Origin of the sequence: Pseudofrankia coriaricola (genome assembly GCF_001854805.1) — a bacterium.
Classification (GTDB): domain Bacteria; phylum Actinomycetota; class Actinomycetes; order Frankiales; family Frankiaceae; genus Pseudofrankia.
This window is the reverse complement of sequence record NZ_MBLO01000114.1, coordinates 113,981-140,155: the sequence shown is the minus strand read 5'-3', so window position 1 is coordinate 140,155 and position 26,175 is coordinate 113,981. Positions and strand designations below refer to the sequence as shown.

The window sequence follows — 26,175 nt, the reverse complement described above, 5'->3', positions numbered from 1 at the left end:
GCCCGCGGCCCGCGGTTTTGGGCGGGCTGAGCCGGGCTCACTCGTCCGGCTCGGCCTGGTCCTCCCACGAACGGCGTCGGTCCGGGGTGCGCGGTGCCCAGTCCGGCGGGCCGGCGAGGCGGGAGATACCAGCGGCGGCGAGGCCGGAGGCGAGGGCGAGGCGGCGCGCGAGCGGGCGGGCGCGCTCGATCTGGTCGCGCTCGTCGACCACGGCGCAGGTGTGGTCGACGACGAGGCGGCGCCCGTCGACCCACACGTCGCGCACGGCCCGCGGGGAGGCGCCGTAGACGAGCTGGCCGCACGGGTCGTGCAGCATCGAGACGCAGACCGAGTCCTGCAGCAGCACCAGGTCGGCCCGCTTCCCGGGCTCCAGGCTGCCGACCAGGTCGCCCTGGCCCAGCGCCCTGGCGCCGTCGAGGGTCGCCATCCGCAGCACGGTCGGCGCGTCGAGGACCGCCGGGTCGACGGCGTGGACCTTGGCCAGCAGCGCCGCCATCTTGACCGCCTGCAGCATGTCCTGGCTGTCGTTGGAGGCGGCGCCGTCGGTGCCGATCCCGACGGTGACGCCGGCGGCGCGCAGCCGGGGAACCGGGCACACCCCGGAGCCGAGGATCATGTTCGCGACCGGGTTGTGGGCGATCGCGGCCCCGTTGCCGGCGAGGATCTCGACGTCGGCCTCGGTGACCCACACCCCGTGGCCGGCGATGAGCGGCCGCTCGAACATGCCGAGGCGCAGCGCGTGCGGGATCGTCCGCCGGCCCCAGCGGGCGCTGGCCGCCACCAGCTCCTCGCGCACCTCGGCGAGATGGGTGTGCACCGCCCAGTTCCTGGCGCGGCAGGCGTCGACGCCCGCCTCCAGCAGCTCGTCGCTCTGCCCGAGCAGGGTGCCGACGCCGTAGCGGAAGCCGACCGGCGCGCCGTGGGCCGCGGCGAGGGCGACGGCCGCCGCCAGGTCGTCCTGCTCGTCCATGATCCGCTTGACGTCCGCCCAGGGCGCACCCGGGTCGTAGGCGTCCTCCGCGCCGAAGGAGACCACGCCGCGCAGGCCGGCACGAACCAGCCCGTCGACGACGCCGAGGCTCGCGAACTCGTCGCGGTTGCTGTGCACGAACATGTCGTTGACGGTCGTGACGCCGGTCAGCAGCAGCTCCACGGCGCGCAGCAGGGTGCCCTCCCGGGCGTCCTCCTCCGTCAGGACCGTGCCGAGCGGCCCGACGATCCGCTCCCCCCATTCGAACAGCGTCAGCTCCGAGCCCATCCCGGTCGTCAGCGCCTCGGACAGGTGGGTGTGCGCGTTGACGAGACCCGGGATCAGCAGCCCCGTCCCGTCGCCGACGACCGGGACGTCGGCGAGCCCGGCCCGCAGCTCTTCGTACCCACCGACCGCGACGATCTCGCCACCGCGGATGTGGACGGCGCCGTCGGCGATGTCGCCCTCGGGGCCGACGGTGAGCACCCACGCCGCCCTGACCAGCGTCTCCGCGCGTTCCGGCAGGCCGTCCGGACGCGGCACCGTGTCGGCCACAGCGCGATTCTCACATCCGGCACCGCATCCGACGTGGCCCGGCTACGCCCGCGACCACACCCACGCCCATGCCACGCCCACGCAGGCATCAACGCCGACACGCCCGATCGGTCCGGGTGGCCGCCCGCGCCGGGCCGTGTGGTCAGCTGTGGGCGTGGAGGCGCTCCCGGACCGGCAGGAGATCGTCCGGTACTGCCAGGAGTGCGCCCGGCACAGCGTCCTGCTCGCGACCGGCCACGGCCCGCTGTGGGAGTGCGCCGGCTGCGGCACCTGGCTGCGGTGGCCGCATCAGCCCGCCGTCCCCGACCTGTCCACCGTCACGGTCCTCGACCACCACCGGGCCAGGCGGCGCAAGGCGTCCTGAGCCGGGTCACCTGGGCGCGCTCGCGCCATGCCCGAGCCGCGCCGGTACCGCCACTCAAACGGCGGCTGGCGGGCCGGCCGGCGCGGCCGAATGCCCTTGTCAGCGCCCAAGGTGGATTGTGCGTCTCGCCTCGCGAGAGTACGGTTTCCGGCACGAGGCAAGGCCGTTTCGACATCGAGTCGGCGGGCCGCGCGGATTGCGGGGCCGCTGTGCGCCTCCGCCGACGACGGCCCGGCCAAGAGCGGGGCGTGAGCCCCTGACGCCGGTGGGAGACCGTATGGCCGTGGCAGGTACCGACGTGACGGGCACGGACACGGCGGTCACGGACGCGGCAGGCGCTCGGGCGGCGGGCACCGGCGCGGCGGCCACCAGGACGGTTCGCAGCTTCTGCCGGGTGTGCACCTCGGTCTGCGGGATCCTCGTCGAGACCTCCGGGGACCAGGTCTTACGGGTGCGCGGCGACCGGGACCACCCGATGTCCGCCGGCTACACCTGCCCGAAGGGCCGGGCGCTTCCCGGCGTGCACCACCACCCCGACCGGCTCGAACACCCGCTCCTGCGCGACGGCGACGGCCTCCGCCCGACCACCTGGGAGGAATGCCTCGACGACCTCGGCTCCCGGGTACGGGCGATCATCGACGAGCACGGGCCGTCGGCCGTCGGGATCTTCTTCGGCAGCGGGGTCGGGATGGACGCCGCCGGCTACAAGGTGGCGCAGTCCCTGCACCGGGCCATCGGGACGCCGGCGAAGTTCAGCCCGCTGACCATCGACGGCACGGCGAAGGTGCTCATCTCCGACCTCGTCGGCGGCACGCCGGCGCTCGCCGGCCGGCCCGACTACGAGACGGCGACGTTCGTCCTGTTCGTCGGCAGCAACCCGGTCGTGTCCCACGGACACACCGTCGCCATGCCCAACCCGATCGGGACGCTGAGGGCGCTGCGCGACCGCGGCGAGATCTGGGTCGTCGACCCCCGGCACACCGAGACCGCGAAACTGGCCACCGGCCATCTCGCGCCGCGTCCCGGGATGGACCACGCCGTACTCGCCTACCTGGTCCGCGAAGTGCTGCGCGACGGGGCACGCCAGGACGTCCTGGACAGCCGCTGCGTCGACGCCGACACGCTCGCCGCCGCGGTCGAGCCCTTCACGCTGGAGCACACGGCCGCGGTGTGCGACGTCCCGGCGGACGAACTGGCCGCCCTGCTCGCCGCGGTCCGCCGAGCGGAGCGGGTCGCCGTCGAGACGGGCACCGGCGTGACCATGTCGGCGAGCGCGAACGTCACCCAGTGGCTCGGATGGGCCCTGATGATCATCACAGGGTCGATGAACCAGCCGGGCGGCGCCTGGTTCCACCCGGGGTTCGCCAGCCGGCTCGAGAACGTGCAGCTGCCGGTCTCGCCGGCGGACGGCTCGTTCGGCCCCGGGCCGCGCAGCCGCCCCGAGACGCACTCCTTCCTCGGCGAGTGGCCGTGCGCGGTGCTCGCCGACGAGATCGAGGCCGGCAACATCCGGGCCGTGCTGAACCTCGGCGGCCACCTCGTGACCGCCTTCCCGGACACCGAGACGCTGGTGCCGGCGCTGCGCAAGCTCGACGTGTTCGCGACGATCGAGATCATCGCGAACGAGACGACCGCGCTGTCGACGCACGTCCTGCCGACGAAGGACCAGCTCGAGCGCGCCGACATCACGCTCTGGGACAACCTGATGCCGCGGGTGGCGACCCAGTACACGCCCGCGGTCGTCGGGCCGGTCGGCGACCGGCGCTCCACCTGGTGGGTGCTCGCCGAGCTGGGCCGCCGCCTCGGCCATGACCTCGCGGCCACGTCAGGCGAGGCGGCCACGGACGGAGCCAGGCTGGCGAAGGTCGTCCCCCGGGGCACGTTCGGCGAGGACCTGACGACCCGGCAGTGGGCCGAGACGGACCGGCAGCTGCCCGCGCCGTGGGTCGAGCGCCACCTCGACCGGCTCGGCGGCTGGCGCCTCGCGCCCCGGCTGCTCGTCGACCAGCTGGCCACCCTGACCGAGCCCGCGCCGCTCGTCTTCGTGCCGCGGCGGCAGAAGCGGCACCTGAACTCCCAGTTCGACTTCCTCGGCGACCAGGCCGAGATCCTCGTCCACCCCGACGACGCCGCCACCGCCGGCGTGCGCGACGGCGAGCCGGTGGTCATCCGCGCCACCCACGGCGAGATCACCGGCATCGCCCGCGTCGACCCAGCCGTCCGGCGCGGCGCCGTCTCCATCCCCCACGGCCACCAGTCCGCGAACGTCAACCGCCTCACCGACAAGAACGACCTCGATCCCATCACCGGCATGGCCCACTACTCCGGCATCCCCGTCACCCTCCGCCCGGCCTAGACCCGCCCGGCCTAGACCCGCACAGCCCAGACCCGCACGGCGGGACCGGCGCACGGTTCGTCAGGAATCTGACGAATTGTTCGGATTCGGCGTGGTCGCCGACGGCCGAACCCAGATGATCAGCCTGCGCACCGGCCGGCCGCCCGCGGCCTGAGGAAGGGCCGGTCAGCGGGCCGCGCGCGGGACGACCAGGCCGGACTCATAGGCCGCGACGACGGCCTGGGCCCGGTCGCGCAGGCCGAGCTTGGCCAGGACGCGGCTGACGTGGCTCTTGACGGTCTCCCCGGACAGCGACAGACGCGCGGCGATCTCGGCGTTGGACAGACCTTCGGCGACGAGCCGCAGGATCTCCGTCTCCCGCGGAGTGAGAGCGGCGAGCGCGGGTGACGGCACAGGCGGGTGGGGCCGCAGGCGGACGAACTCGCCGATGAGCCTGCGGGTGACAGCTGGAGCGAGCAGCGCGTCCCCGGCGGCCACCACCCGCACCGCGTCGAAAAGACGTTCCGCGGTCACTTCCTTGAGCAGGAAGCCGCTGGCACCGGCGGCAAGCGCCTCGTAGATGTACTCGTCGACGTCGAATGTCGTCAGGATGATGATGCGCGGCCCGCCGTCGCCCGGGGTCTCGGCGACGATCCGCCTGGTCGCGGCGAGCCCGTCCTCGACCGGCATGCGAATGTCCATGAGCACCACGTCCGGGCGGCGCTCCCGGCAGAGCCAGACCGCCTGCGCGCCATCGGCGGCGCCGCCGACGACCTCGAAGTCCGGCTGGGTGGCCAGCAGCGCGCCGAAGCCCGCCCGGACGACCTCCTGGTCATCGGCGACGACGATGCGGATCGCCCCCGTGCCCCGGATGGCCGTCATCCGAACCGCGCCGGCTGTAGGCGGTCGGCGGCGGTCGGCAGCTCCGCTTCAATGAGGAAGCCCTCGGTCGAAGACTGGCCGGCGCGTAGCCGTCCGCCGACCATGGCGACCCGCTCCCGCATCCCCGCGAGCCCGTGCCCGGCTGTCACCGGGGCACTGGAGGGCCGCCCCGGGCCCGCGTCGCGGACTCGCACGAGCAGCGCGCCGTCGTTGTAGCGCAGTTCGACATCGACCGGGGCGCCGGCGGCGTGCCGCCGGGAGTTGGTCAACGCCTCCTGGACGATCCGGTACGCGGTGAGCTCGACGCCGGGGTCGAGCGGCTCGACCCGGCCCGCCACGATCAGCCGGGTGCTGACGCCGGTGGCGGCCCGCGCCTCATCGATGAGGTCGATGAGCTGCTCCAGCCCCGGTTGTGGCTCCCTGGTGGGCCGGTGGCCCGGGCCCTCGCCCCCGCCGCGCGCCGCGCCGTCCGGGTGCGCCGTCTGGTGCTCGGCCCGCTCGGCGTCCTGGGCGTCGTCGCGCAGCACGCCCAGCAGCCGGCGCATCTCGGCGAGCGCCTGACGCGCCGTGTCCCCGATCGCGCTCAGCTGCCGCGCTCCGTCCGCCGGCAGGCCGGCTGTGGTGAGCCGGGCGGTCTCCGCCTGCACCGCGATCAGGGAGATGTGGTGCGCGACGACGTCGTGCAGCTCGCGGGCGATGCGGGCGCGCTCACTCCGGGCGACGTGCGCGAGCAGGCTGTCCCGGGCCGCCCTGTCGGCCGCGGCGCGGCTGCGCGTCTCGGCGCGCTCGCGACGCGCGGCGCCGCCGCCCAGCGCCACCGCGGCGAGCGCGAGCAGCGTCACCCCGAGGTAGCGGCCACCAACCGGCGCGTCGCCGAACGGGACGACCGCGTCGAGCGCGAACGGGACGAGCATCGGCAGTGCCACCCCGCGCCGCCGGCGCAGCCCGACCAGGAAAAGCGCCGTGAGCAGCCCGAGTGTCCCGGCGATCGTCGGCGCCTCGCCGCTGGCCAGGGTCAACGCGGTCGCCGCCGTGATGACGGCGGCCGCCGTGGCGGGGCGGCTTCGCGCCATCGCCAGGGGCGCCGTCGCGCCCAGGCCCAGCAGCATCGCGGTCGACAGGTCCGCGGTGGTGCGGTCTGAGTACGAGCCCGCCCGTACCACGACCTCCAGCAGCGCGACCAGGCCGAGGAACCCGGCGGCGACGAGCGGCGTGTCCGGCGCGCCGACGACCCGCCGCGTGGCCATGGCCACCCGGTAGACGGCTTCCCGGTCGGCCCGCGGGCGTTGCCGGCTCACCCGACCCAGTGTGCCCGTGACCGGCCGCGGCGCGTATCCCTCCGTGGAGGGACACCCGCTGTGGCTCTCACCCCGGCGGGGGTGTTGGAAGGAGCCGTTGGGCGTGACGACAGGCCGTTCCCGATCTCCTAGCGTCCCAGCCATGAACGGGACGATCGAAGTTCGCGGGCTGCGCAAGCGATACGGGCGGGTGACCGCCGTCGACGACCTGTCGTTCACGGTCCGCCCCGGCCTGGTCACCGGTTTCGTCGGGCCGAACGGCGCAGGCAAGTCGACCACCATGCGTGTCATCCTCGGCCTGGACGCGCCGGACGCCGGGCACGCGCTCGTGGGCGGCCGGCCCTACCGCTCGCTGCGCGCCCCGCTGCGCCACGTGGGCGCCCTGCTCGACGCCGGCGCCGCCCATCCGGGCAGGTCCGCTCGCCACCACCTGCTCTGGATGGTCCGCTACAACGGCCTGCCTGCCCAGCGGGTCGACGAGGTGCTCGAGACCGTCGGGCTCGGCGCGGTCGCCCGGCGGCGGGTGGGCGGGTTCTCCCTGGGGATGCGCCAGCGGCTCGGGATCGCCGGCGCGCTGCTCGGCGACCCGCCGTCGCTGCTGTTCGACGAGCCGGTCAACGGCCTGGACCCCGAGGGCGTTCGCTGGATCCGCGGCCTGCTGCGGACGATGGCGGCCGAGGGGCGCGCCGTGCTGGTGTCCAGCCACCTGATGGGCGAGCTGCAGGACACCGCGGACCACCTGGTCGTCATCGGCCGCGGCCGGCTGCTCGCCGACACGAGCGTCGCCGACCTGGTGGCCGCCGCGTCCGGCGGCCGCGTGCTGCTGCGCACCGGGCAGCGGTCCGAGGCGATGACGGTGCTCGCGAACGCCGGCGCGACGGTGGCGGCGGTCGACCGCGACGCCGTCACGGTCACCGGCCTCGCCGCCGAGCACGTCATCGGCCTGCTCACCGAGAACCAGCTGCGGTTCTCCGAGATCACCCAGCACCGGGCGTCGTTGGAGGAGGCCTACATGGAGCTCACCCGGGACGCCGCCCCCTACCAGACCACCGAGTACCACGCGGGCGCGGCGGCAAGGCCATGACCACGACCCAGCCGGCCGGAGACGAGCGCGTCACCTTCCGGCAGGCCGCCTTGCCCGCGCGGGACGGATTCGGCCAGGCGCTGCGCGCCGAATGGACGAAGCTGCGGTCGGTGCGGGCCACCGTCGTCACGGCCGTCGCCGCCGTCGCGCTGACGGTCGGCCTCTCCCTGCTCGCCGCGGCCGGAGGCAGAACCGACGCCAATGACGGGCCGCACTTCGTCGACCAGCTCCATCTCGTGCACCAGCCGCTGACCGGCGACGGGACGATCACCGCCCGGGTGCGCGGCCAGCAGCCGAGCCACGAGTGGGCCAAGGCCGGCCTCCTCATCACGCGGGACACCGCCAGCGGCGCTCCCTACGCCGCCCTGATGGTCACCCCTGGGCACGGTGTCCGTCTTCAGGCCGAGTTCGACACCGAGCTGGCCGGCTCCCACGGCGGCGCGCCGCGATGGCTGCGGCTCGCCCGCGCCGGCACGGCGGTCACCGGGTACGAGTCGGCCGACGGCGTCACCTGGGACAAGGTCGGCACGGTCACCGTCGCCGGCCTGCCCGCGACCGCCCGGGTGGGCCTCTTCGTCACCTCACCGGCGAGCCAGGAGGCCGAGGCTTCCCCCGGCAGTACCCACATCGTCCTGACGGCCACACCCGGCGAGGCGACCTTCGACCAGGTCAGCGTGACGCCGGCGGGGGCGGCGAGCCGCACGGGCCCCGCGGGCTGGAGCGACACGGACGTCGGCGCCGAGCAGGCCGCCGCCGAGGACCAGGACCAGCAGCCCAACGCCGGCGCCGCCAGCCCGCCCGGCGGCTCCCGCTGGGCGGGTGGCACCGTCACGGTGACCGGGAACGGCGACCTCGGCGGGATCGGCATCGGCGGGATCGAGTCCGGGGACGACGACGTCGTCAGCAACGCCCTCGTCGGCGCGCAGATCGGCCTGATCGCCGTCGTCGCGCTCGGGGTGCTGGCCGCGACCGCCGAGTACAGGACCGGCACCCTGCACACGACGTTCCTCGTCAGCCCCCGGCGCGGGCGGGTGCTCGCGGCGAAGGCGGTCGTGGTCGGCGGCCTGGTGCTCGCCGTCGGGCTGGTCGCCAGCGTCGGCGCGTTCCTGCTCGCCCAGCCAATCCAGCACGCCCGCGGCTTCGGCCCCCCGTCCTACCCGGACCGGTCGCTGGCCGACGGCCCGGTGGCGCGGGCGGTGGTCGGCACGGCGTTGTTCCTGGCGGTGCTCGCCGTGTTCAGCGTCGCGGTCGGCGTCCTGCTGCGCCGCGCCGCCGGCGCGATCACGCTCGTGATCGCTCTGGTAACCGTCCCGCAGTTGGTCACCTCGGCACTGTCCGTCGACGCCACCCGATGGGTTCAGCGTGTCACCCCGATCGCCGGGCTCGCGATTCAGCAGACCCGCCACCGCTTCGACACCGCAATCGCCCCGTGGGCCGGTTTCGGCGTGCTGTGCGGGTACGCTGCGCTTGCCCTGGGGCTGGCGCTGTGGGCGCTGCGTCGCACCGGCGGTTCGGGGCCCCGCCGCGAGGCCGCCGCGGCCGCGCGCGCCGCGGCGGCGCCGCGGGCGGACGGGCCGGGGACGGACGGTCGTCGTCGGGTGACGAACGGTGCCGGGTGAGAGACGCACTGCGCGCCGAGTGGACCAAGATACGCACGGTCAGGACCACCGGTGCCTGGGCGGCCGCGACGGTCGTGGCGGCCGTCGCGCTGAGCTGCCTGGTCGCCGCGGCGGTCGAGGCTGGCGGCTGCGCGCCGGAGGCGACCGGGTGCGCCGACGACCCGACCGCGCTCAGCCTGTCCGGCGTCTACCTGGCCCAGGCGGCGGTCGTCGTGTTCGCCGTGACGGCGGTGACCGCCGAGTACGAGACCGGGCTCGCGCGCGTGACGCTCGCGGCCTGCCCGCGCCGGTCGACGGTCTACCTGGCGCGGGCGGCGGTCGTCACGGCGGCTGTGTCGGCTGTCGGCCTGGTGGCCATGGCCGGCGCGTGTCTCGCCGGCCGGGCCGTCCTGGCCGGCGGCGGCATGGCCGCGCCGCTCGAGGTCACCCCGCCGGGGCCGGCGGACCTGGCGACGTCGCGGGCGGTCGTAGGCACCGCGCTGTATCTCTGCCTGCTCGCGCTGCTCTGCCTGGGCGTCGGCACCGCGCTGCGGCACAGCGGCGCGACGGTCGCGGCGGTCCTCGCGTTGCTGCTCGTCCCCGCGGCCGTCGCCGCGATCGTCCCGTTCCCGCCGCGCGTTCTGGAGGCGATCCAGAGGTCGGCGCCGATGACCGCCGGTCTCGCCGTCCGCGCCACCGTGGAGCCCGCGGGCGGGGCCCCGATCGGCCCGTGGGCCGGGCTCGGTGTGTTCGCGGGCTACGCGGGCACGGCGTCCCTGCTCGGCTGGTGGACGTTTCGGCACCGCGATGCCTGAGCCGCGCACGGCGACGAGCGGCCTGGGAGCCGGGCAGTGCGCGGCCGGCTTCCAGCCAGGGCGCGAGAAGGACAAGATCCGATCTTCGAGTTCAGACGCGAACGGTCGGCCGCGCGCAGCCGGGCTGGACAATGGCGCCTGTGCGAATCCGGCGGATCAAGGCGTGTCTCAACGGGAGCCGTCGGCGCTCCGAGCATCCGGCGGTGCCGCTGACTCCGGGCGAGCTGGCGGCCGCGGCGGCGGGAGCGGCCACGGCCGGAGCCGACGCGGTGCACCTGCACCCACGTGACCGCTCCGGCGCCGAGTCGCTTGCCGCGGCGCACGTGGGGGCGGCGGTGCGCGCCGTGCGCGGGCACTGCCCGGGGACACCGGTCGGCGTCAGCACCGGACTGTGGATCGCCGGCGGTGACCCGGGGGCTCGGCTGGCGGCCGTCGAGACCTGGGCGGGGCTGCCAGTCTCCGAGCGGCCGGGATTCGCGTCCGTGAACGTGAGCGAACCCGGTTTCGAAGCGGTCGCCGGGTCGCTGCTGGCGTGCGGCATCGATGTCGAGGCGGGCGTCTGGTCGGTCGCCGACGCCGACGCGCTGGCCGTGTCGGGGCTCGCCGGCCGGTGCGCCCGGCTACTGGTGGAGATCATCAACGTGCCGATGGCCGACGCCGAGAACGTGGCGACGGCTGTCCTGGCCCGGCTCGACGCCCTGGACGTACCCGGCCCCCGGCTGCTGCACGGCGAGGGCCAGGCCACCTGGCCGATGATCGCCCTGGCCGGGCGTCTCGGCCTTCCGACCCGCATCGGGCTGGAGGACACCGTCACAGACCCCGCCGGCCGCCCCGCCACCGACAACGCCGGCCTTGTCCGCGCCGCCCTCGCGCTCTGGACGTCGCCAGACCCACGCGCATAGAGGGAACCTCGTGACCGTCGTTCGGAACGGTGCCGACGATCCCACCAGATCACGGCTCGGCTCATGATCCGGTGGGATCTTCGACGCCAGGGCGCCGAAAATCCCACCGGAGCATGGGGTCGCTGGTCGCGGAGCGCGATCTCGGCTGTGCGTGGCCGCGGGTGGATGTCCGCGAGGAGGGCCTCGGCGCCGGGCACGGCCGCGGCGTGGCGATGCGCCGGTTTCACCTCTACTGGCCACGCCGTCCGAACCAATCGCGGCCTCATGGCGCGTGCGGTTCAGGAGCGCTGGGTCGGCCAGACGGTGAGTTCGGTGACCTGGGCGCGGGCGGGTAGCGCGAGGGTGTGGGCGACGATATCGGCGAGGTCGTCGGGCCGCAGGAGACAGTCCGGCCGCCAGGCTCTGTATTCGGCCTGGAAGATCTTCTCCTGCATCGGGGTCGCGGTGCGGCCGGGGTAGATGCTGCATACCCGGACCCCGCTGCTGGACATCTCTGCCCGCAGGCTGTCCGCCATGGCGCGCAGGGCGTGCTTGGTGGCGGCGTACTGGCCGACGCCAGCGCTCGCGGCGAGGCCCTGGGTCGAGTTGACGAAGACGACGTCGCCGCTGGTGCACACCAGGTCGGGGATCAGCCGCTGGGTGAGTGCGTAGGGAGCTTGGACGTTCACCGCGAACTGTAGGTCCAGATCGGTGACCCGTGCCTGCGCCACCTGGCCGCGCCGGTAGGCACCCGCCGAGTGCACGAGCACCGACACCGCGCCGAGGCTGCCGTGGACCGCGTCGAGCAGGCCGGTCTGCTCGTCCGCGTCCGTCAGGTCGGCGGGAAAGTGGTCCAGCGTGAGGCCGGCGCCGTCCGCCTCCTTGGCCAGGCTCTCCAACGCCTGCTCGTTGCGGCCGGTCGCCAGCACCCGGACGCCGTCCCGGGCCAGCCGCAGCGAGATCGCCCGCCCGATCCCGCTGGAGGCCCCGGTCACCAGCGCCCCGCGCCCCGCGAGGCCGGGCACGAGTGGTGGAGGCCCGCCGGTCATCTGCCCGCGCTCCACGTCGCCGTCCGTGCGGCTGGTCATGGTGCGTGCCCGGTCACCCGCCGGCCCGGCTGCCTTGCCAGCACCGCGCCGATCTCCAGCCATCCTGGTCGCACCTCCCGCCCGCACTCCTCGGGCTTTCGTCGAGCCCGGTGCAGGCAAATCTACCCTTACGTAAGAGTCGATTTTCGGGTGGGGTCGGTCGTCGGGGCGGCGGGATTTCGACTGGAGGTGGGCCTAGGCCCCGTTCGGGTTCGGGGGGCGGCTGGATGGGATGGCGGTCGCCTCCCGCCTAGCGTGATCGTTGTGGACGCGCACGTGGCACCGACTGGCCTCGCCGGCCCCGCGGAGACGACGGAATGGGACGGCTGGCCGCGGGAGGATGATGATCGGCCATGGGGGAGCGGCCTACTGCGGCTGGGGCTGCGAGTCGTGCTGCCGCCGGTCGACCTGGTGGTGGGCCTCGTCGGGTTTGTCGTGACGGTGCCGTTGCTGGCGCTGTCGGTCGGCCTGGTGCCGCTGATCTGGCTCGCGCTGCCGTTCTTCCTGCTGCTCGGCGTCGTCGCTCGTGGCCTGGCCGGGTTCGAGCGGCACAGACTGGGGCTCTTCCTCGGGGTCGAGCTCGGGCCGTCGCCGGCGGCGCCGCGCGGGTTCAGGGCGCGGCTGCGGGACGCCACCACCTGGCGGGCTGTCGCCTACCTACTGGTCCGGTGGGTGGTCGCGACGCTGTCGTTCGCGCTGACGATGTCCGCGTGGGGGGTGTCGCTCGCACTGCTGTCGATGCCCGCCTGGCTGCACCGCGTTCCTGGCCAGCGGGCGAACCTCTTCCTGCTGCACGTCACCGACACACCGACGGCCTGGCTGCTGTGCGTCGCCGGGCTCGTCGTGGGCATCGTCGGCCTGGCACTTGCGTACGGCTTCGGCGCGGCGGCCGCGGCGATGAGCCGGGGCCTCCTGTCCGGGCAGGGCAGGCGGGACGGGCGGGGCGAGGCGCTCGCCGGCGCCGGCCACCCGGGCGGCGCGCCGATGCGGCTGACCGCCGGTAGGGCGGCGGTACTCGCCGTCGGCCTCCCGGTCGTGCTCGCGGTCGCGTCCTTCAACGCGGCTGACTTCGTCGGGCTGATGGCCCAGACCAGCGCGCACCACACCGCGCGCTACTCCTGGAACGGCGGGCCGATCACGCTGACCACGAGCGCCGGCGATATCCACGTCGTAACCGGCGACGACACGCAGGTAGGTGTCGCCTACACCGAGCACTACGCGCTGCGCACCCCGGCTGTCGCCGGCGAGGCGACCGCGGACGGCGGCGTGGCGCTCACCGCCCATTGCCGAGGCGGAATCTTCGACCAGTGCGCGGTGAACTACGCCCTGACGGTTCCGCGTGGCGCCCGGCTGACGCTGCGCACCGGGGACGGGTCCGTCGACGTCTCCGGCGTGGCTGGCCCTGTCTCGCTCCGGACCGGCGGCGGCTCTGTCCGCGTCACCGACACCACCGGCCCCGTCACGGCGCGGACCGGCGACGGAGGGATCGACGTCTCGCGGTCCAGCGGCTCGCTCGACCTGCGCACCGGCAATGGCGGCATCACCGGCGGCGACCTGACCTCGCCGTCGGCCACCGTGCGTACCGGCGACGGCAGGATCGCGCTGACCTTCGACACCGCCCCGTCAGACGTGTCCGCCACCACTGGCGACGGCGGCATCATCATCGCCCTGCCTGAGGACGGCCCTTACCGCGTCGACGCGACCACCGGCGACGGCCGCACCCGCGTCACGGTCCCCACGGCCCCCTCCGCCCCACGCACCATCCACGCCCACTCCGGCGACGGCACCGTCACCGTGGCGCCCACGCGGCGGTAGTCAGCCGCCGTGGAGCCGTGGAGCCGGCAGAGGTCTCTCGCTGCCGACGGGATGACAGCCTGAGCTGCCGCCTACGCGGGTGTGTTCTCGCGGGACCGCACCCAGGCGGCGACCGAGTCGACATCCCCCGCCCCGAAGGCGAGCAGCGTGACGACGAGCAGGTAGGCGAACGCGAGCACCGGCAGCTCGTTCCAGGCGATGCCCCACAGATAGGTCACCTTGGCCAGGCCCGGCGGCCGGCGCGGCGGAGCGAGCGCGACCAGCACCGCGCACCCGATCAGAACGACGGCCACCAGATATCCCACCGGCATCGCGCGGTTCCTTCCATCAGGCGTACGGCCAGATCCCTGCCCGTACCGCATCCACTAAAGTGATATCACTTTTTGTCGCCCGTGGCGATCTCGTCCTCCGCAGCCGGCTGCCGCTTGGGTGACGGACATTACGGGCAGCGTCCCGGCGGGCGGAGCTAGGTTTGCGGGCGGCGTGCCCGACGGACGCGGCGGCGGTCACCGCTGCGGCTGGACGCTCGCCGGCCCTCGGAGGTGCGCTGGTGACGTCGGAAGGCTCCGTTGGCTCCCTTGAGGGGCGGGGGGACCGGAGCCTCGACCGCGCGATCATCGCGCTCGCCGCCCCGGCGCTCGGCGCGCTGATAGCCGAACCCCTGTTCCTGCTCGCCGACACCGCGATGGTCGGCCATCTCGGCGCGTCCGCCCTCGGCGGCCTGAGCCTCGCGGCGTCGGTGCTGCAGACTGCCGTAGGGCTCATGGTCTTCCTCGCCTACGCGACCACACCGACGGTCGCCCGGCTGCGCGGCGCCGGCGACCTGCGCGGCGCGGTGTCCGCGGGCATCGACGGGCTGTGGCTGGCCACGGCGCTGGGAGTGGCCCTGGCCGCCGTCGGCTGGTGGGTGACCCCGGCGCTGCTGCGCGCCTTCGGGGCGGGCGCCTCGGTGGCGCATGAGGCGTCCGTCTACCTGCGGATCTCGATGGCCGGCCTGCCGGCGATGCTGCTGGTCTACGCCGCGGCCGGGCTGCTGCGCGGCCTGCAGGACACCCGCACCCCGCTCGTCGTCGCGGGGGCGGGCTTCGCGGCCAACGCGGTGCTCAACGGCACCCTCATCTACGGCGCGGGCTGGGGCATAGCCGGCTCGGCCGTGGGCACGGTCCTCGCCCAGTGGGGCATGGTCGCCGCCTACCTGGTGATGGTCGCCCGCCATGCGCGCCGCGTCGGGGCGAGCGGCGCTCCCCGTCTCGTCGGCGTGCTGCGCGGCGCGCATACCGGGTTCTGGCTGCTCCTGCGCACGGCGAGCCTGCGCGCCGCCCTGCTGCTCGTCACCTATGTCGCGACCGCGCTCGGCTCGAACGAGCTCGCCGCGTTCCAGATCGCGATGACGCTGTACTTCACCGCGGTCTTCGCCCTCGACGCCCTCGCCGTCGCCGCCCAGGTGCTCGTCGGCGACCGGCTCGGCGCCGGCGACGTGGGCGCCGCGCGCGTCGTGCTGCGTCGCTGCGTCGTCTGGGGGATCGGCGGCGGCCTCGCGCTGGGGGCCGTGTTCGCGGCCCTGGCCTGGGTGATCGGCCCGGCCTTCACCAACGCGGCCGACGTCGCCGAACTGGTCGTTCCCGCGGTGCTGGTGCTCGCCGCCACCGCGCCGCTGAGCGGGCTGGTCTTCGTGCTCGACGGCGTCCTCATCGGCGCGGGCGACAACCGCTACCTCGCCTGGACCGGTCTGCTCAACCTGGCCGTGTTCGCCGTGCTGGCGGGAGCGGTCCTGCTGTGGCGGCCGAGCGGTGCGACGGGCGTCGGCTGCCTCATGGGCGCGTTCGCGGGCGGCTACCTCGCCGCCCGCGCCGCCACCCTCAGCCTGCGCGTCCGCGGCAGTCGCTGGCTCGTCGCCGGTGCCACCCGCTGACGGACCGGCCCGATCCGCGCCCGGCCTTCCCGCCGCGGACGGACGGCTTCGGCGGTGAGGAGACCTCGTCCGCGCCATTCCGGCGAACTCTGGCGCAGTCGCCATCCCGGACACGGGCAATGGCGATGACCGGCCGGCACCTCGGTGCCGGCACTGAAGTGCCATCCATTGATGACTGTTGCGCGACGAGAGGGCCTGGGATGGCCGACCGGAGGGTTTCCCTGCCCAGCTCGCGACCATGCTTAGCGCTCGCAGCCACCGCATTCAAGAGTCGAGCCGCAACGGCGACGTTTCTGTCGCATTACGTACCTACCAGTAGGTAACTATCTCCACCCGCCCTCTCCGATCTCAGCCGGCCCGGGCCCGGCAGGCACACGGAGCAGACCGGCGGCGGCACCAAGGAGGTAGTCCCGTGCAGCTCACCCGTCTCCGCAACCGATTAACCCGCGGCACCGCGCTCGCCGCGCTGCCAGCCCTGCTGACGGCCGGCCTGGTGACCGGCGCCGTCGCCACGGCCGCGCCCGCGTCGGCCGCGGCACCCCTCCCGGTCATTTACAACTTCCCGGCGGCGGTCGTCATCTCGCTGGCGCACCCGAACGCCGACCCGCCCGGCGCGAACGACTTCTCCTGCCGGCCCAGCGCCGCGCACCCGCGGCCCGTCGTCCTCGTCCACGGAACGCTGGCGGACAAGACCAACGAGTGGCAGGCACTGTCGCCGCTGCTGAAGAACGACGGCTACTGCGTGTTCGCCCCGAACATCGGCGGCGCCTCGCCGACCGACTACCTCCAGGGGACCAGGCCCATCGAGGAAAGCTCCGCGCAGCTCGCCACCTTCGTCGACCAGGTACTCGCCGCCACCGGCGCGTCCAAGGTCGACATCGTCGGCCACTCCCAGGGCGGGATGCTGCCCCGCTACTACATCAACAACCTGGGCGGAGAGGCGAAGGTCAACGCCCTGATCGGGCTCGCGCCGTCCAACCACGGCACGACGCTCCTGGGCCTGACGAAACTCGCCGACGTCTTCGGCCTCACCGGGCCCATCGAGTCGATCTGCCAGTCGTGCGCCCAGCAGATCGCCGGCTCGCCGTTCCTCACCGCCCTCAACGCCGGCGGCGGCACCCGGCCCGGCGTGCGCTACACCGTGATCGAGACTCGCTACGACGAGATCGTCACCCCCTACACCTCGGCATTCCTGCCCGGCCCGAACGTCCGGAACATCACCCTCCAGGACAGCTGCATCCTCGACGGCTCCGACCACATCTCGGTCGCCTATGACCGGGTGGCGCTGCGCCACGTCCAGAACGCGCTGGACCCCCAGCACCCGAGGCCGCTGATCTGCGTCCCGGTCCTCCCCGCCATCGGCGGCTGACCACGCCCTGACTGTGCGCCCCCGCCGTCCCGGCCACGCCGTGCCCAGACGGCCATGGCCGGGACGGCCGGTTCTTGCGGTTCTCGCGGTTTTGGCGCTTCCCGCGGTTCTCGCGGTTCTCGCGCCGCGGGCACCGATATCGCTTGCGACCGGCGCGGTGTCACGTGGAGTGTGGTGGGCCGACGAGGTGGACGACCTGGCCGGGCGAGCGGGCCACGAACCGAAGGAGAGCGGGCGGTGGACGGGTTACGGGAGGATCATGCGCAGATCAGCGAGGTGCTGATCCGGTACGCGACCGGGATCGACCAGCGGGACTGGACGCTGTTCCGGACCTGCTGGACCGACGACGTGGAGGCGGACTACGGGCTGCGCCTCTCCGGCGCCGACGCGATCACGGACTACATGACCGCGGCCCACCGGGACATGGGCGACACGCGTCACCAGCTGTCGAACCTGGTCATCGACGTGGCCGGCGACCGGGCGACCGCCCGTTCCTATGTGCACGCCGTCCTCATGATCCGCCCGGACGACCCGAACGCCTTCATCGACGTCATCGGCAGCTACGACGACGTCCTCGTCCGCACCGCCGACGGCTGGCGCATCAGCAGGCGTGCCTTCCACCTCGTCCGCATGCTCACCACCGGAGGCAGCCCCGACTGGGAGGCTCCGCTGAGGTCCCTCCGCTCCTGACGCCGGCGGCCCTCCACACCGGCCCCTTCCTCGCGGTCGGCGGTCACCGCTTCCCCGGCCTCGCCAGGTGACGATGACCGGCCGGCAGGGACTCAGTTGCCCTGCATGGTCCTCTCGCGGTCAGGGGCGTGCATCGTCCAGGGGTCCTGTGGGAGGACGTCGCCTGTCTCCAGCAGGGTCTTGAGGTTCGCGAAGACGGCCGGCCAGCCGAGGGAGATCGACTCACGCCCGGCGGCGTCGGGCAGGTTCGTGTGGGTGACGGTCAGGCGCACGATCTCCGCGTACGGCTCGATCGTGAAGGTGACGACGGACGGCTCGAAGGTCGGGTCGTCGAAGCGCGTGGGCGTGTCGAAACCGAACACGAGCCGCAACGGCGGGGCGACCTCCAGCACCCTGCCGACGGCGTCGACGACATCCGAGCCGTCCACCCGCACGTGCTCGACACGACTGCCCACCGCCCAGTCGGAGACCTGGGCGTGGCCCCAGAACCGGCCGGTGAGATCCGGGCTCGTCAGCGCCCGCCACACATCGTCGGGCGTGCTGTGGATGTATGTCGTGTACACGTAGGCGGGAACCGGTTCGATCATCGTGATCTCCTGAGCTCGGGCTTTGACCTGGTCGAGAAAGCCCAGGCTGGACTCCTCGAACTTCCAGATCCATCGGGTCCGGATGTCGTGGATGGGCACGGGGTTCAGGTAGTGGAGCCTGCGCCGGCCGCTGCGCACGACCGTGACGAGACCGGCCGCCTCCAGCAGGCCCAGATGCTCACTGACCGACTGGCGGCGCATCTCCAGTCCGTCGCAGAGCTCGCCGAGAGTCAGGCCAGCCCGCTCGTGCAGGACGTCGAGCAGGCGACGCCGCGTCGGGTCCGCGAGGGCCTTGAACACCATGTCCGCATCCACACCGCAATTATGCAGGTATCTGCCTGCATAACGTCAAGCGACGACCGGCCACGTCCTGCCGGGCGAACGGCTGCGCGAGCGGCATCGGCGACACCGGCCGTGCCGGACGGTCACGGCATGGGCCGGAGGATGGCACCGCGCCGAAAATGCTTTGCCCGGATGATCGGGAAGCCGTGACACTGGGCCGGTGACACGGGGGCGGACGTTCAGCGCGGTGGTGACCGCGGGCGGCGACTGCCTCGGGACCTGCGGGCCCTACCCGGCAGCGACGCCGTGGTGGGCCGACGTCGAGCCGGTCGTCGCCCGGCTGCGCCGGGAGCTCGGCGTGCCGGTGATGGTGCTGCGCCTGCTGGGCGTCGACGGAAGTGACGGCGCCCGGGACGGGCATGTGCGCTACCACGTCGAGGCCTTCGGCCGGCCCGCGGCCCGGCGGCTCGCGCCCTGGCCGGGCGACCCAGACGAGCTGGTCCGCCCGGTCCCGCTGCGGGCGAACTGGGCGACGTCGGTCGGCCTCGCCGAGATCCTGGACTGGGCGCGGGCGGCGCTGCGCGCCGCGGGCCGGCCGGCAAGCGGGCCGGCGGAACAGGTCAGAACCTGGAACCTGGCGGGGCTGTTCCGGTTCCCGACCGCGCGCGGGCCGGTCTGGCTGAAGGCCACTCCCCCGTTCGCCGCTCCCGAGGCCGCCGTGATCGACGCCTTTGGGCGGGTGGACGCGGAGCTGGTACCGGATGTGATCGCGGCGGACTCCGTCGGCGGCCGCCTGTTGCTGGATCACGCGCCCGGCGCCGACACGTGGGAGAAGTCGCCGGTCGCCATCCACGCGGCGGTGAGCCGGCTGGTGAACGCCCAGGCGGTGCTGGCCCGCGACCCGGCGGCGATACCCCGCGGCCTGCCGGACCGGACGATGCCGGCGCTGATCGGCCAGGCCGCCGAACTGCTCGACGGCGAGGCGGCCGACGAGCTCACTCCCGACGAGCTGGCCACCGCCCGGGAACTCACCGGGCACCTGCCAGACCTGGTCGCCCAGCTGGCCGCCTGCGGGCTGCCGGACACCGTCGTGCACGGCGACCTGCACCCGCGAAACTGGAGATCGGACGGGCGGCGCACGACCATCCTCGACTTCGCCGACAGCCACCTGGGCAACCCGGTCCTGGACGGCCTGCGCGTCCGCGACTTCCTGGCCGACCGCCAGCTACGGGCGCACGCCACCGACACGTGGGTGACGGCCTGGCGGACGGCGCTGCCCGGCAGCGACCCGGCCCGCGCGCTGGCCGTCGCCGAGCCCCTCGGCCACCTCTCCTACGCGGTCCGGTACCAGGAGTTCCTGGACAACATCGAGCCCAGCGAGCGCGTGTACCACGCCGGTGACCCGGCCGTGACCGTTCGCGCGGCGCTCCGCCACGCAACCGCCGTGGCCACCACGGCCGAAGCATGACCGGCGGCCGAAACGGGCGGGCGACTCGCCCGGGGCCGCTGAACCACTGGTGGCTCGGCGACGACCTGCTGACGCTCAGCGCCGTTCCCGCGGCGCATCCGGACGAGGGTGTCGTGACCAGCTGGCTGCGCTATGAGCGCTCGCGCGACGGCCGGCTGGTCGAGACCGAGCTACAGAACCTCAGCCTCCAGCGGTACGACCTGGATGGGTTCGCCGCCCTGCTTCGGGAGGCCGGCTTCACCGCCGTCACCGTGCACGCCGACTACCGAGCCGGGCTGTCTCCCACACCGGATTCCCAGGTCTGGACGTTCGTCGCGGCCGCCTGATCATCCACGCGCCCCGGTCACCTACGCACCGAGCGTGGCTCGACGCCGCGCGCGAGCGGGCGGCGTCGAGCCGTTCGAGTGCCGCTAACCGGACGTCGTCCCGGCGCTGCCGGAACCGTGACCGTGGCCGGCCACGAAGTAGACGACGACCGCGACGACGACCAGCACGGCGATCACGGCGAGGGCGATCTTCAGCCTGCTCCACGGGCGCTCGCCGTGGACCTCGCCGGTCAGGCCGTTGACGAGGATCTGCCAGTTCTTGCCCGCGTAGATGAAAGTCGCGATCCACACCGGCAGCAGCATCAGCTTGAAGGTGACGTCGTTGTGTCGGGTGTTGACCGAGGTGACCCGCTGCTCGTCACCGCCGATGTCGTGGCGGCAGTCCTGTTCGATGACGGGCGCCATCCTGCCCCGCGCCTCGGTGAAGCCGTTCTCCGGCTCGACGTCGTAGCGCAGCGCGAAATGCCCGGCGAGGAACTCCGGCTGGTAGGGCTGTGCCTGCTGGACCGGCCACGGCGCGAGGTCGTCGACCTTCTTGGGCGGCAGCACGGCGCTGGCCGGCACCAGCACGTCGTCGAACGCCCGGTTGACCGTGCCACCCGCCGGGTGCCAACGGGTCCGCTGTACACGGCGCGTCTGGGTCTTGCCCTCGCTGTCCGTGTATGTCTCGGTCACCCAGTAGTGCTCGCCACGCTGGCCGCTGTAGTCGGAGACCGTCTGGGAGTCGAACGTCCAGTGCGGGACGTACGTGCTCTTCATCGACTCGGTCTCGCTGACCTTCTTCAGGCCGGAGGGGGCGAACCACCGCGACTTCACCCAGGAACGCATCGCATCCCGGACCTTGGCCCGGTCGAGGGCGAACGGCAGCACGCCCTCGGGCACGATCTGCCCGGACGCCGCCGCGTCGATCACCAGTGGCGCCCCGCAGAACTGGCAGACGCTGGCGGTCTCGTTCGTCTCGGTTCTCGCGGCGCAGCGCTGGCAGACGAAGACATACGCCCCGATGCTGCCGACGGGTTTGCGGGGAAGCGTCGCCAGCTCCCCGTACGCGATCTCATGGATCTCCCGGCCGCCCGCGGCGATCTCCTGGCGGAACCCGCAGTACGGGCACTGCATGCCGGTCGAACCGGGCGCGAACTCCAGGCGCGCCCCGCAGCCACCGCACGGGTAGGTCGTCGCGGCGACCGGAGCCTGCTGGTACGTCGGTTCAGTCATCGTGTTGGCTCCCGGGCCGGCGCCGTCAGGCCTGCGGCGGCAGCGGCGGCGGGACGTTGGCGAACAGCGGCGCGACCTCGGGCACCTGGCCGGCGGCCGTCCAGGCGGCCATGCCGGCCTTCCACACCAGCGTGTCGTGGCGCAGCTCGCCCGCCGCGACCCGCTGAGCCAGGCCGGCCGCGTCGAACGGGCCCTGCTGCTGGCCGCCGACACCGATGAACCACTGCGCGGCCTGCGGCAGGGGCGGTGGCGTCGGCGCGCCCGGCGGCTGCTGGTAGCCGGGCGGCGGGTATCCCTGCTGGGGCTGGTAGCCGGGCTGCGGCATGCCACCCGCGGCGCGCTGACCGAGCGCCATGCCGAGGCCGATACCCAGGCCCTCGCCCGCTCCGCCCTGGTTGTTCGCGGCCGCCTCGATCGCCTGCGCGGTCTGGAACTGGGTGTACTGGTTGAGGTTCCCGAGAATGCCCATCTGGCTGCGCTTGTCGATGGCCTCCTCGACCTCGGGTGGCAGCGAGATGTTCTCGATGACGAACTTCGGGATCGCGATGCCGACCGCGGCGAGTTCCTTGGTCAGCGCCTCGCCGAGCGTCGCGCCGATCACGTCCTGGCGGGTGGCGATGTCCAGAACCGGCACCCCGGAGGTCGCCAGCGCGTTGCCGAGCCGGCCGACGATGAGCTGGCGCAGGAACTCGGAGACCTCCTCGGTGCGGAACTGCGGGTCGGTGCCGGCGAGCTCGCGCAGCAGCGCCGGCGGGTCGACCACCCGGATCGAGTAGGCGCCGAACGCCCGCAGCCGGACCATGCCGAACTCCGCGTCCCGGACGATGACCGGGTTCTGCGTGCCCCACTTGAGATCGGTGAACTGCCGGGTGTTGACGAAGTACACCTCGGCCTTGAACGGTGAGTGGAACCCGTACTTCCAGCCCTTGAGGGTGGACAGGATGGGCATGTTCTGCGTCTCGAGGGTGTACATGCCCGGCCCGAAGGCGTCGGCGACCTGCCCCTCGTTGACGAACACCGCCGCCTGCGACTCGCGGACGGTGAGCTTGGCGCCCATCTTGATCTCGTTCTCGTAGCGCGGGAAGCGCCACACGATGGTGTCCCGGCTGTCATCGGTCCATTCGATGATGTCGATGAACTCGCCGCGGACCCGGTCCATCAGCCCCACGTCTGCCGCCGCCCTTAGCTCTGGCCGACCGGCGGCGCTGTCCCGCCGACGGCGCTGTCGCACCAGTCGCCACGCCTGATGCGTACACGTTCGTGGCGGTACCCTAGCGGCCCCGAGCCGGGCCGGTCGCGACGTGTCCTGCTCCGGACAGCGCGCCCGACCCAGCCCACCCGCGTCAGCCACCCGCGTCATCGTCCCTGGCCAGCGCCCGGCCGGCCGCGATTGTGGCGCGCGCGTCAGCTCGTCAGTGATCCTGGGGACAACGGCCGCCGGGTGTGCGAAGGAAGATCATTTTCGCACACCCTTTGGCCCTCTAGCGGCTGGGTGAGCCGACCGCGGGCAGCGCGGGCCGGTTGCGCTCCAGCCACCCGTCGAGGATCTCGTCGAGCCGGGGCAGCTCGTCCGTCGGGAAGCTCAGCCCCTGGGTGGGGACGCTCGCGCCGAGCTCGACCAGCAGCGGCCGCAGGGTGAACTCGACCGCGAGCGTGTGCGCCGGCGAGCCGATGGTGAACACGGGGAACGCGGTGACCCCCCGCAGCCCGGCGGTGGGGTACCGGTCCAGGAACGCCTTGAGCAGCCCCGTGTAGGCGGCCTTGTAGGTGGGGCTCGCGACGACGAGGAAGCGGCTTGCGGCCACCTGCTCGGTCAGGGCGTCGAGCCCGGGGTGCGGCCAGGTGAAGACGTCGCCGGCGTGCTCGGCGAGGTCCAGCCGCAGCCCCTTCTCGGCACCGAGCAGCGGGCGGAGCCGGTCGGCGAGCGCCTCGGCGACCGCAAGCGTCCGCGACTCGGCCTTCGGGTTGCCCACCACGACACTCAGCGTCGTCATCTCGGTAGTCCTCTCTGGTCGTCAGCTCTGGTCGTCCGCCGGCCGCGAGCATCATCCTGGTACCTCGTGCCGCCGGCCGTCGCCGAGGCGGCGCGCGCTCTGCTGCCCCCGCGAGCTCCCAGCTGATGTCAGGAACTCGTGAGGATGACGAGCTGCTGGGTCGCCCTGGTCATCGCGACGTAGCGGTCGACCGCTCCTTCGATGCCCTCGCCGAACTCCTGCGGGTCGATGAGGACGACCAGGTCGAACTCGAGCCCCTTCGACAGCTCCGGGGGCAGGTACCGGACGCGGGACGTCGCCCGGACGGTTGCGTCCTCGATGTCACCAGTGCCGATGACGCAGGCGATCCCGTCGGCATGCGCGGCGAGCCAGGCGTCGAGGATCGAGCCCAGATCAGACGTGGATCCGTGGGCGACAGGGATGCCGCCGGCGCGGATGGAGGTCGGCACGTTGGCGTCCGGGAGCACGGCCCGGATGACCGGCTCGGCTTCCGCCATGACCTCCTCCGGCGTCCGGTAGTTGATGCTCAGGGAGGCCAGCCTCACCTGGTCGAGCCCGACCCGCCTGAGCCGCTCCTGCCACGACTCCGTGAACCCGTGCCGGGCCTGGGCACGGTCCCCCACGATGGTGAAGCTCCGGGACGGGCAGCGCAGCAGCAGCATCTGCCACTCCGCGTCGGTCAGTTCCTGGGCCTCGTCCACGACGATGTGCGCGAACGGGCCGGCGAGCAGGTCCGGGTCGGTGCTGGGTAGCGCCGTCTCGTCGACCAGGGCGTCCTGGAAGTCCTCGCCGCGAAGCATCGTCACCAGGCCCACGCCGTATTCGTCGCCGGTGACGTCGATCAGGTTGTCGACGACCCTGGCCCTGCCCTCGCGTTCGGCGGCGGCGGCGGCGTGCTGCCGACGCCTGCGTCGGGACGCCTCCGGGTCGCCGAGCCGCTGGCGGGCCGCGTCCAGGAGCGGCAGGTCGGACACCGTCCAGGCCTGGGCATCCGGGCGCTGCAGGGCCCGCACCTCGTCGGGGGTGAGCCAGGGAGCGCACTTGCGCAGGTAGGCAGGTACCGACCACAGGTCCCCGACGAGGTCGGCCGCCTCGAGCAGCGGCCACGCGTTGTTGAGGGTCGTGAGCAGCTCCCTGTTGCGCAGCAGCGACCTGCGCAGCAGGTGCGCCGGGGTGTCGCCGTCGTACTTGTCCGTCAGGATCGTGAGCAGCTCCGCCAGGATCAGGTCGCGCGCGTCGTTGTGCGCCGTACCGGGATCGGGTGCCTCGAACGCCTCGGCCCAGTCACCGGCGCTCAGCGAGATCTCGGACCCGTCGGCCGTGACCGTCATCCCTTTGGCGGGTGGCTCCTCGTAGAACCTGACGGCCGTCTCGATCGCCTTCACCAGGTCCGCGGACGACTTCAGGCGGGCCACGGCCGGGTCGGTCTCGATCGCCGCCGCGGATCCCTCGGCGACGAGGTCCCGCAGGGTGCAGGTCTGCGCACCCTCCTCGCCGAGGCTGGGCAGGACGTCGGCGACGTAGGCCAGGTAGGGCTGGTGCGGGCCGACGAACAGCACGCCGCCCCGGTGGTGGCCGAGGCGGGGGTCGGAGTAGAGCAGGTAGGCGGAGCGGTGCAGCGCGACGACGGTCTTCCCCGTGCCCGGGCCGCCGTCGACGACGAGCGCGCCGCGGGATCCCGCGCGGATGATGGCGTCCTGGTCGGCCTGGATGGTGCCGAGCACGTCGCGCATCCGGTCCGTCCGGTTGCTGCCCAGGCTGGCGATGAAGGCGGACTGGTCGTCGAGCGCGGCGTGCCCCTCGAACCCGTCGGAGGTGAACACCTCGTCCCAGTAGTCCCTGATCCGGCCGCGGATCCAGCGATACCTGCGGCGGCTCGCCAGACCCATCGGGTTGGCGTGAGTCGCTCCGAAGAACGGCTCGGCGGCTGGGGACCGCCAGTCGAGCAGCAGCCGACGACCCGCGCTGTCCGTGAGGCCAAGCCGCCCGATGTACACGGGCTCGGGACTGTCCGCGCTGACGATGCGTCCGAGGCACAGGTCGAGACCGAAGCGACGCAGGACGCGCAGGCGAGCGGTCAGCCGGTGGATCTCCAGGTCTCGGTCCATCGCCGCCTGGCCCAGGCCGCCGGGCGCCTGACGCTCGGCATCGAGACGGTCGGACAGGTCGGCGATCGACTGTTCGAGGCTTTCCGCGATGGCCGCGAAGTGCTGCTCGTCGCCGGCGATCAGCGCCGGCTCGGCCTTCGCGGCGAGGCGGTCGGGCAGGTCGAACGCGCTGGTAGCGAGGGGATTCACGCCATCAGCTCCGGTCGAAGGCCGCCCGCGACAAGTGCCCGCGACCGCACCGCGGCTCGCCCCAGCGGTTCGACGTCCCTGCGCGACCCATACTTCGACAACAACACACGCACCTAGCGACTCCCATTTCCGCTGGTCCTGGCCTCGGCCAGCGATTCTGCGGCATGACCCGGGTCTTGCCGCAAGCCCCCCGGTGCGCTATACGTTAGGAGTGGCGAGGAGTACGTACTCTCCTTCCGCGGGCCGTCTCCGAGCTTCCGGGTCTTCAGAACTTCTGGGTCTTCGACTTGTGAGTCTCAGGACTCCTGATCTAGGCCCTGAAGAGGGTCGCCGACCAGGCGAGGGTTCGG

General features: G+C 73.3%; 22 protein-coding genes. 12 read left to right on the top strand and 10 right to left on the bottom strand.

From position 1 onward, the window contains the following. Positions 1-37: 37 nt before the first annotated feature. Positions 38-1,525: an amidohydrolase family protein gene (locus BCD48_RS17350; protein WP_083418775.1), complete on the bottom strand. Its 1,488-nt coding sequence runs from the start codon at positions 1,523-1,525 to the stop codon at positions 38-40. A 154-nt stretch (positions 1,526-1,679) separates the two neighbouring features. Between BCD48_RS17350 and BCD48_RS17345 the strand changes: the two genes are divergently transcribed. Both BCD48_RS17345 and BCD48_RS17340 read left to right on the top strand, forming a co-directional pair. Then, a complete protein-coding gene (locus tag BCD48_RS17345; protein ID WP_131804021.1) occupies positions 1,680-1,889 on the top strand; it encodes a hypothetical protein in 210 nt (69 codons plus the stop codon). A 277-nt stretch (positions 1,890-2,166) separates the two neighbouring features. Beyond that, on the top strand, positions 2,167-4,245 hold the full coding sequence (locus tag BCD48_RS17340; protein ID WP_083418774.1) for a molybdopterin-containing oxidoreductase family protein: 2,079 nt from the start codon (positions 2,167-2,169) through the stop codon (positions 4,243-4,245). Positions 4,246-4,410: 165 nt separating this feature from the next. Here the strand turns inward: BCD48_RS17340 and BCD48_RS17335 are convergent, their stop codons facing one another. Together BCD48_RS17335 and BCD48_RS17330 are read right to left on the bottom strand one after the other, a co-directional pair. After that, positions 4,411-5,106 carry a response regulator gene (locus tag BCD48_RS17335; protein ID WP_071049424.1) on the bottom strand — a complete coding sequence of 232 codons (696 nt, stop codon included), beginning with the start codon at positions 5,104-5,106 and terminating at the stop codon, positions 4,411-4,413. Further along, positions 5,103-6,404 (bottom strand): sensor histidine kinase, encoded by a 1,302-nt coding sequence (locus BCD48_RS17330; RefSeq protein ID WP_198543282.1) that lies wholly within the window; start codon positions 6,402-6,404, stop codon positions 5,103-5,105. Before BCD48_RS17330 ends, BCD48_RS17335 begins: the two co-directional genes overlap by 4 nt. Positions 6,405-6,546: 142 nt before the next feature. Here BCD48_RS17330 and BCD48_RS17325 point away from each other — a divergent pair, with 142 nt between their 5' ends. The 4 genes from BCD48_RS17325 (at position 6,547) to BCD48_RS17310 (ending at position 10,803) form a co-directional block, all read left to right on the top strand. Then, positions 6,547-7,488 carry an ABC transporter ATP-binding protein gene (locus tag BCD48_RS17325; protein ID WP_071049423.1) on the top strand — a complete coding sequence of 314 codons (942 nt, stop codon included), beginning with the start codon at positions 6,547-6,549 and terminating at the stop codon, positions 7,486-7,488. Continuing rightward, entirely contained in the window at positions 7,485-9,107 is a 1,623-nt protein-coding gene (locus BCD48_RS17320) for a DUF1349 domain-containing protein (RefSeq protein WP_071049422.1), read from the top strand. Before BCD48_RS17325 ends, BCD48_RS17320 begins: the two co-directional genes overlap by 4 nt. Next, a complete protein-coding gene (locus BCD48_RS17315) occupies positions 9,104-9,901 on the top strand; it encodes a hypothetical protein (protein ID WP_071049465.1) in 798 nt (265 codons plus the stop codon). Before BCD48_RS17320 ends, BCD48_RS17315 begins: the two co-directional genes overlap by 4 nt. A 131-nt stretch (positions 9,902-10,032) precedes the next feature. After that, positions 10,033-10,803, top strand: coding sequence for a 3-keto-5-aminohexanoate cleavage protein (locus tag BCD48_RS17310; protein ID WP_071049421.1), 771 nt, complete (start codon positions 10,033-10,035; stop codon positions 10,801-10,803). A 278-nt stretch (positions 10,804-11,081) separates the two neighbouring features. On the opposite strand, the gene BCD48_RS17305 is transcribed toward BCD48_RS17310, so the two are convergent. After that, positions 11,082-11,933, bottom strand: a complete 852-nt coding sequence (locus BCD48_RS17305) for an SDR family oxidoreductase (protein WP_397428649.1) — start codon at positions 11,931-11,933, stop codon at positions 11,082-11,084. Between the two features lie 213 nt (positions 11,934-12,146). On the opposite strand from BCD48_RS17305, the gene BCD48_RS49210 reads away from it, so the two are divergent. After that, entirely contained in the window at positions 12,147-13,685 is a 1,539-nt protein-coding gene (locus BCD48_RS49210) for a sensor domain-containing protein (protein WP_198543281.1), read from the top strand. Between the two features lie 71 nt (positions 13,686-13,756). On the opposite strand, the gene BCD48_RS17295 is transcribed toward BCD48_RS49210, so the two are convergent. Then, positions 13,757-13,996 carry a hypothetical protein gene (locus tag BCD48_RS17295; protein WP_071049419.1) on the bottom strand — a complete coding sequence of 80 codons (240 nt, stop codon included), beginning with the start codon at positions 13,994-13,996 and terminating at the stop codon, positions 13,757-13,759. A gap of 239 nt (positions 13,997-14,235) precedes the next feature. Between BCD48_RS17295 and BCD48_RS17290 the strand changes: the two genes are divergently transcribed. The 3 genes from BCD48_RS17290 to BCD48_RS17280 all read left to right on the top strand — a co-directional run bounded on the left by BCD48_RS17290 (position 14,236) and on the right by BCD48_RS17280 (position 17,656). Further along, a complete protein-coding gene (locus tag BCD48_RS17290; RefSeq protein ID WP_071049418.1) occupies positions 14,236-15,597 on the top strand; it encodes an MATE family efflux transporter in 1,362 nt (453 codons plus the stop codon). A gap of 412 nt (positions 15,598-16,009) precedes the next feature. Next, on the top strand, positions 16,010-16,966 hold the full coding sequence (locus BCD48_RS17285) for an esterase/lipase family protein (RefSeq protein ID WP_071049417.1): 957 nt from the start codon (positions 16,010-16,012) through the stop codon (positions 16,964-16,966). Between the two features lie 237 nt (positions 16,967-17,203). Next, the gene (locus BCD48_RS17280; RefSeq protein WP_071049416.1) at positions 17,204-17,656 is read left to right on the top strand and encodes a nuclear transport factor 2 family protein; all 453 of its coding nucleotides are present in this window, start codon (positions 17,204-17,206) and stop codon (positions 17,654-17,656) included. A 92-nt stretch (positions 17,657-17,748) separates the two neighbouring features. Here the strand turns inward: BCD48_RS17280 and BCD48_RS17275 are convergent, their stop codons facing one another. Continuing rightward, on the bottom strand, positions 17,749-18,546 hold the full coding sequence (locus BCD48_RS17275) for an ArsR/SmtB family transcription factor (RefSeq protein WP_071049415.1): 798 nt from the start codon (positions 18,544-18,546) through the stop codon (positions 17,749-17,751). Positions 18,547-18,745: 199 nt separating this feature from the next. Here BCD48_RS17275 and BCD48_RS17270 point away from each other — a divergent pair, with 199 nt between their 5' ends. Together BCD48_RS17270 and BCD48_RS17265 are read left to right on the top strand one after the other, a co-directional pair. Continuing rightward, positions 18,746-19,993: an aminoglycoside phosphotransferase family protein gene (locus tag BCD48_RS17270; RefSeq protein ID WP_241841802.1), complete on the top strand. Its 1,248-nt coding sequence runs from the start codon at positions 18,746-18,748 to the stop codon at positions 19,991-19,993. Next, positions 19,990-20,319, top strand: coding sequence for a hypothetical protein (locus tag BCD48_RS17265; RefSeq protein WP_071049413.1), 330 nt, complete (start codon positions 19,990-19,992; stop codon positions 20,317-20,319). The genes BCD48_RS17270 and BCD48_RS17265 overlap by 4 nt, the downstream gene beginning before the upstream one ends. 84 nt (positions 20,320-20,403) lie before the next feature. On the opposite strand, the gene BCD48_RS17260 is transcribed toward BCD48_RS17265, so the two are convergent. The 4 genes from BCD48_RS17260 to helR all read right to left on the bottom strand — a co-directional run bounded on the left by BCD48_RS17260 (position 20,404) and on the right by helR (position 25,825). Further along, the gene (locus BCD48_RS17260; protein ID WP_071049412.1) at positions 20,404-21,534 is read right to left on the bottom strand and encodes a TFIIB-type zinc ribbon-containing protein; all 1,131 of its coding nucleotides are present in this window, start codon (positions 21,532-21,534) and stop codon (positions 20,404-20,406) included. Positions 21,535-21,559: 25 nt separating this feature from the next. After that, complete coding sequence (locus BCD48_RS17255) at positions 21,560-22,693, bottom strand: SPFH domain-containing protein (RefSeq protein WP_241841801.1); 1,134 nt, start codon at positions 22,691-22,693, stop codon at positions 21,560-21,562. Between the two features lie 322 nt (positions 22,694-23,015). After that, positions 23,016-23,528: an NADPH-dependent FMN reductase gene (locus tag BCD48_RS17250; RefSeq protein WP_071049410.1), complete on the bottom strand. Its 513-nt coding sequence runs from the start codon at positions 23,526-23,528 to the stop codon at positions 23,016-23,018. A gap of 128 nt (positions 23,529-23,656) precedes the next feature. Continuing rightward, entirely contained in the window at positions 23,657-25,825 is a 2,169-nt protein-coding gene (helR, locus tag BCD48_RS17245; RefSeq protein WP_071049409.1) for an RNA polymerase recycling motor ATPase HelR, read from the bottom strand. Between the last annotated feature and the right edge of the window lie 350 nt (positions 25,826-26,175).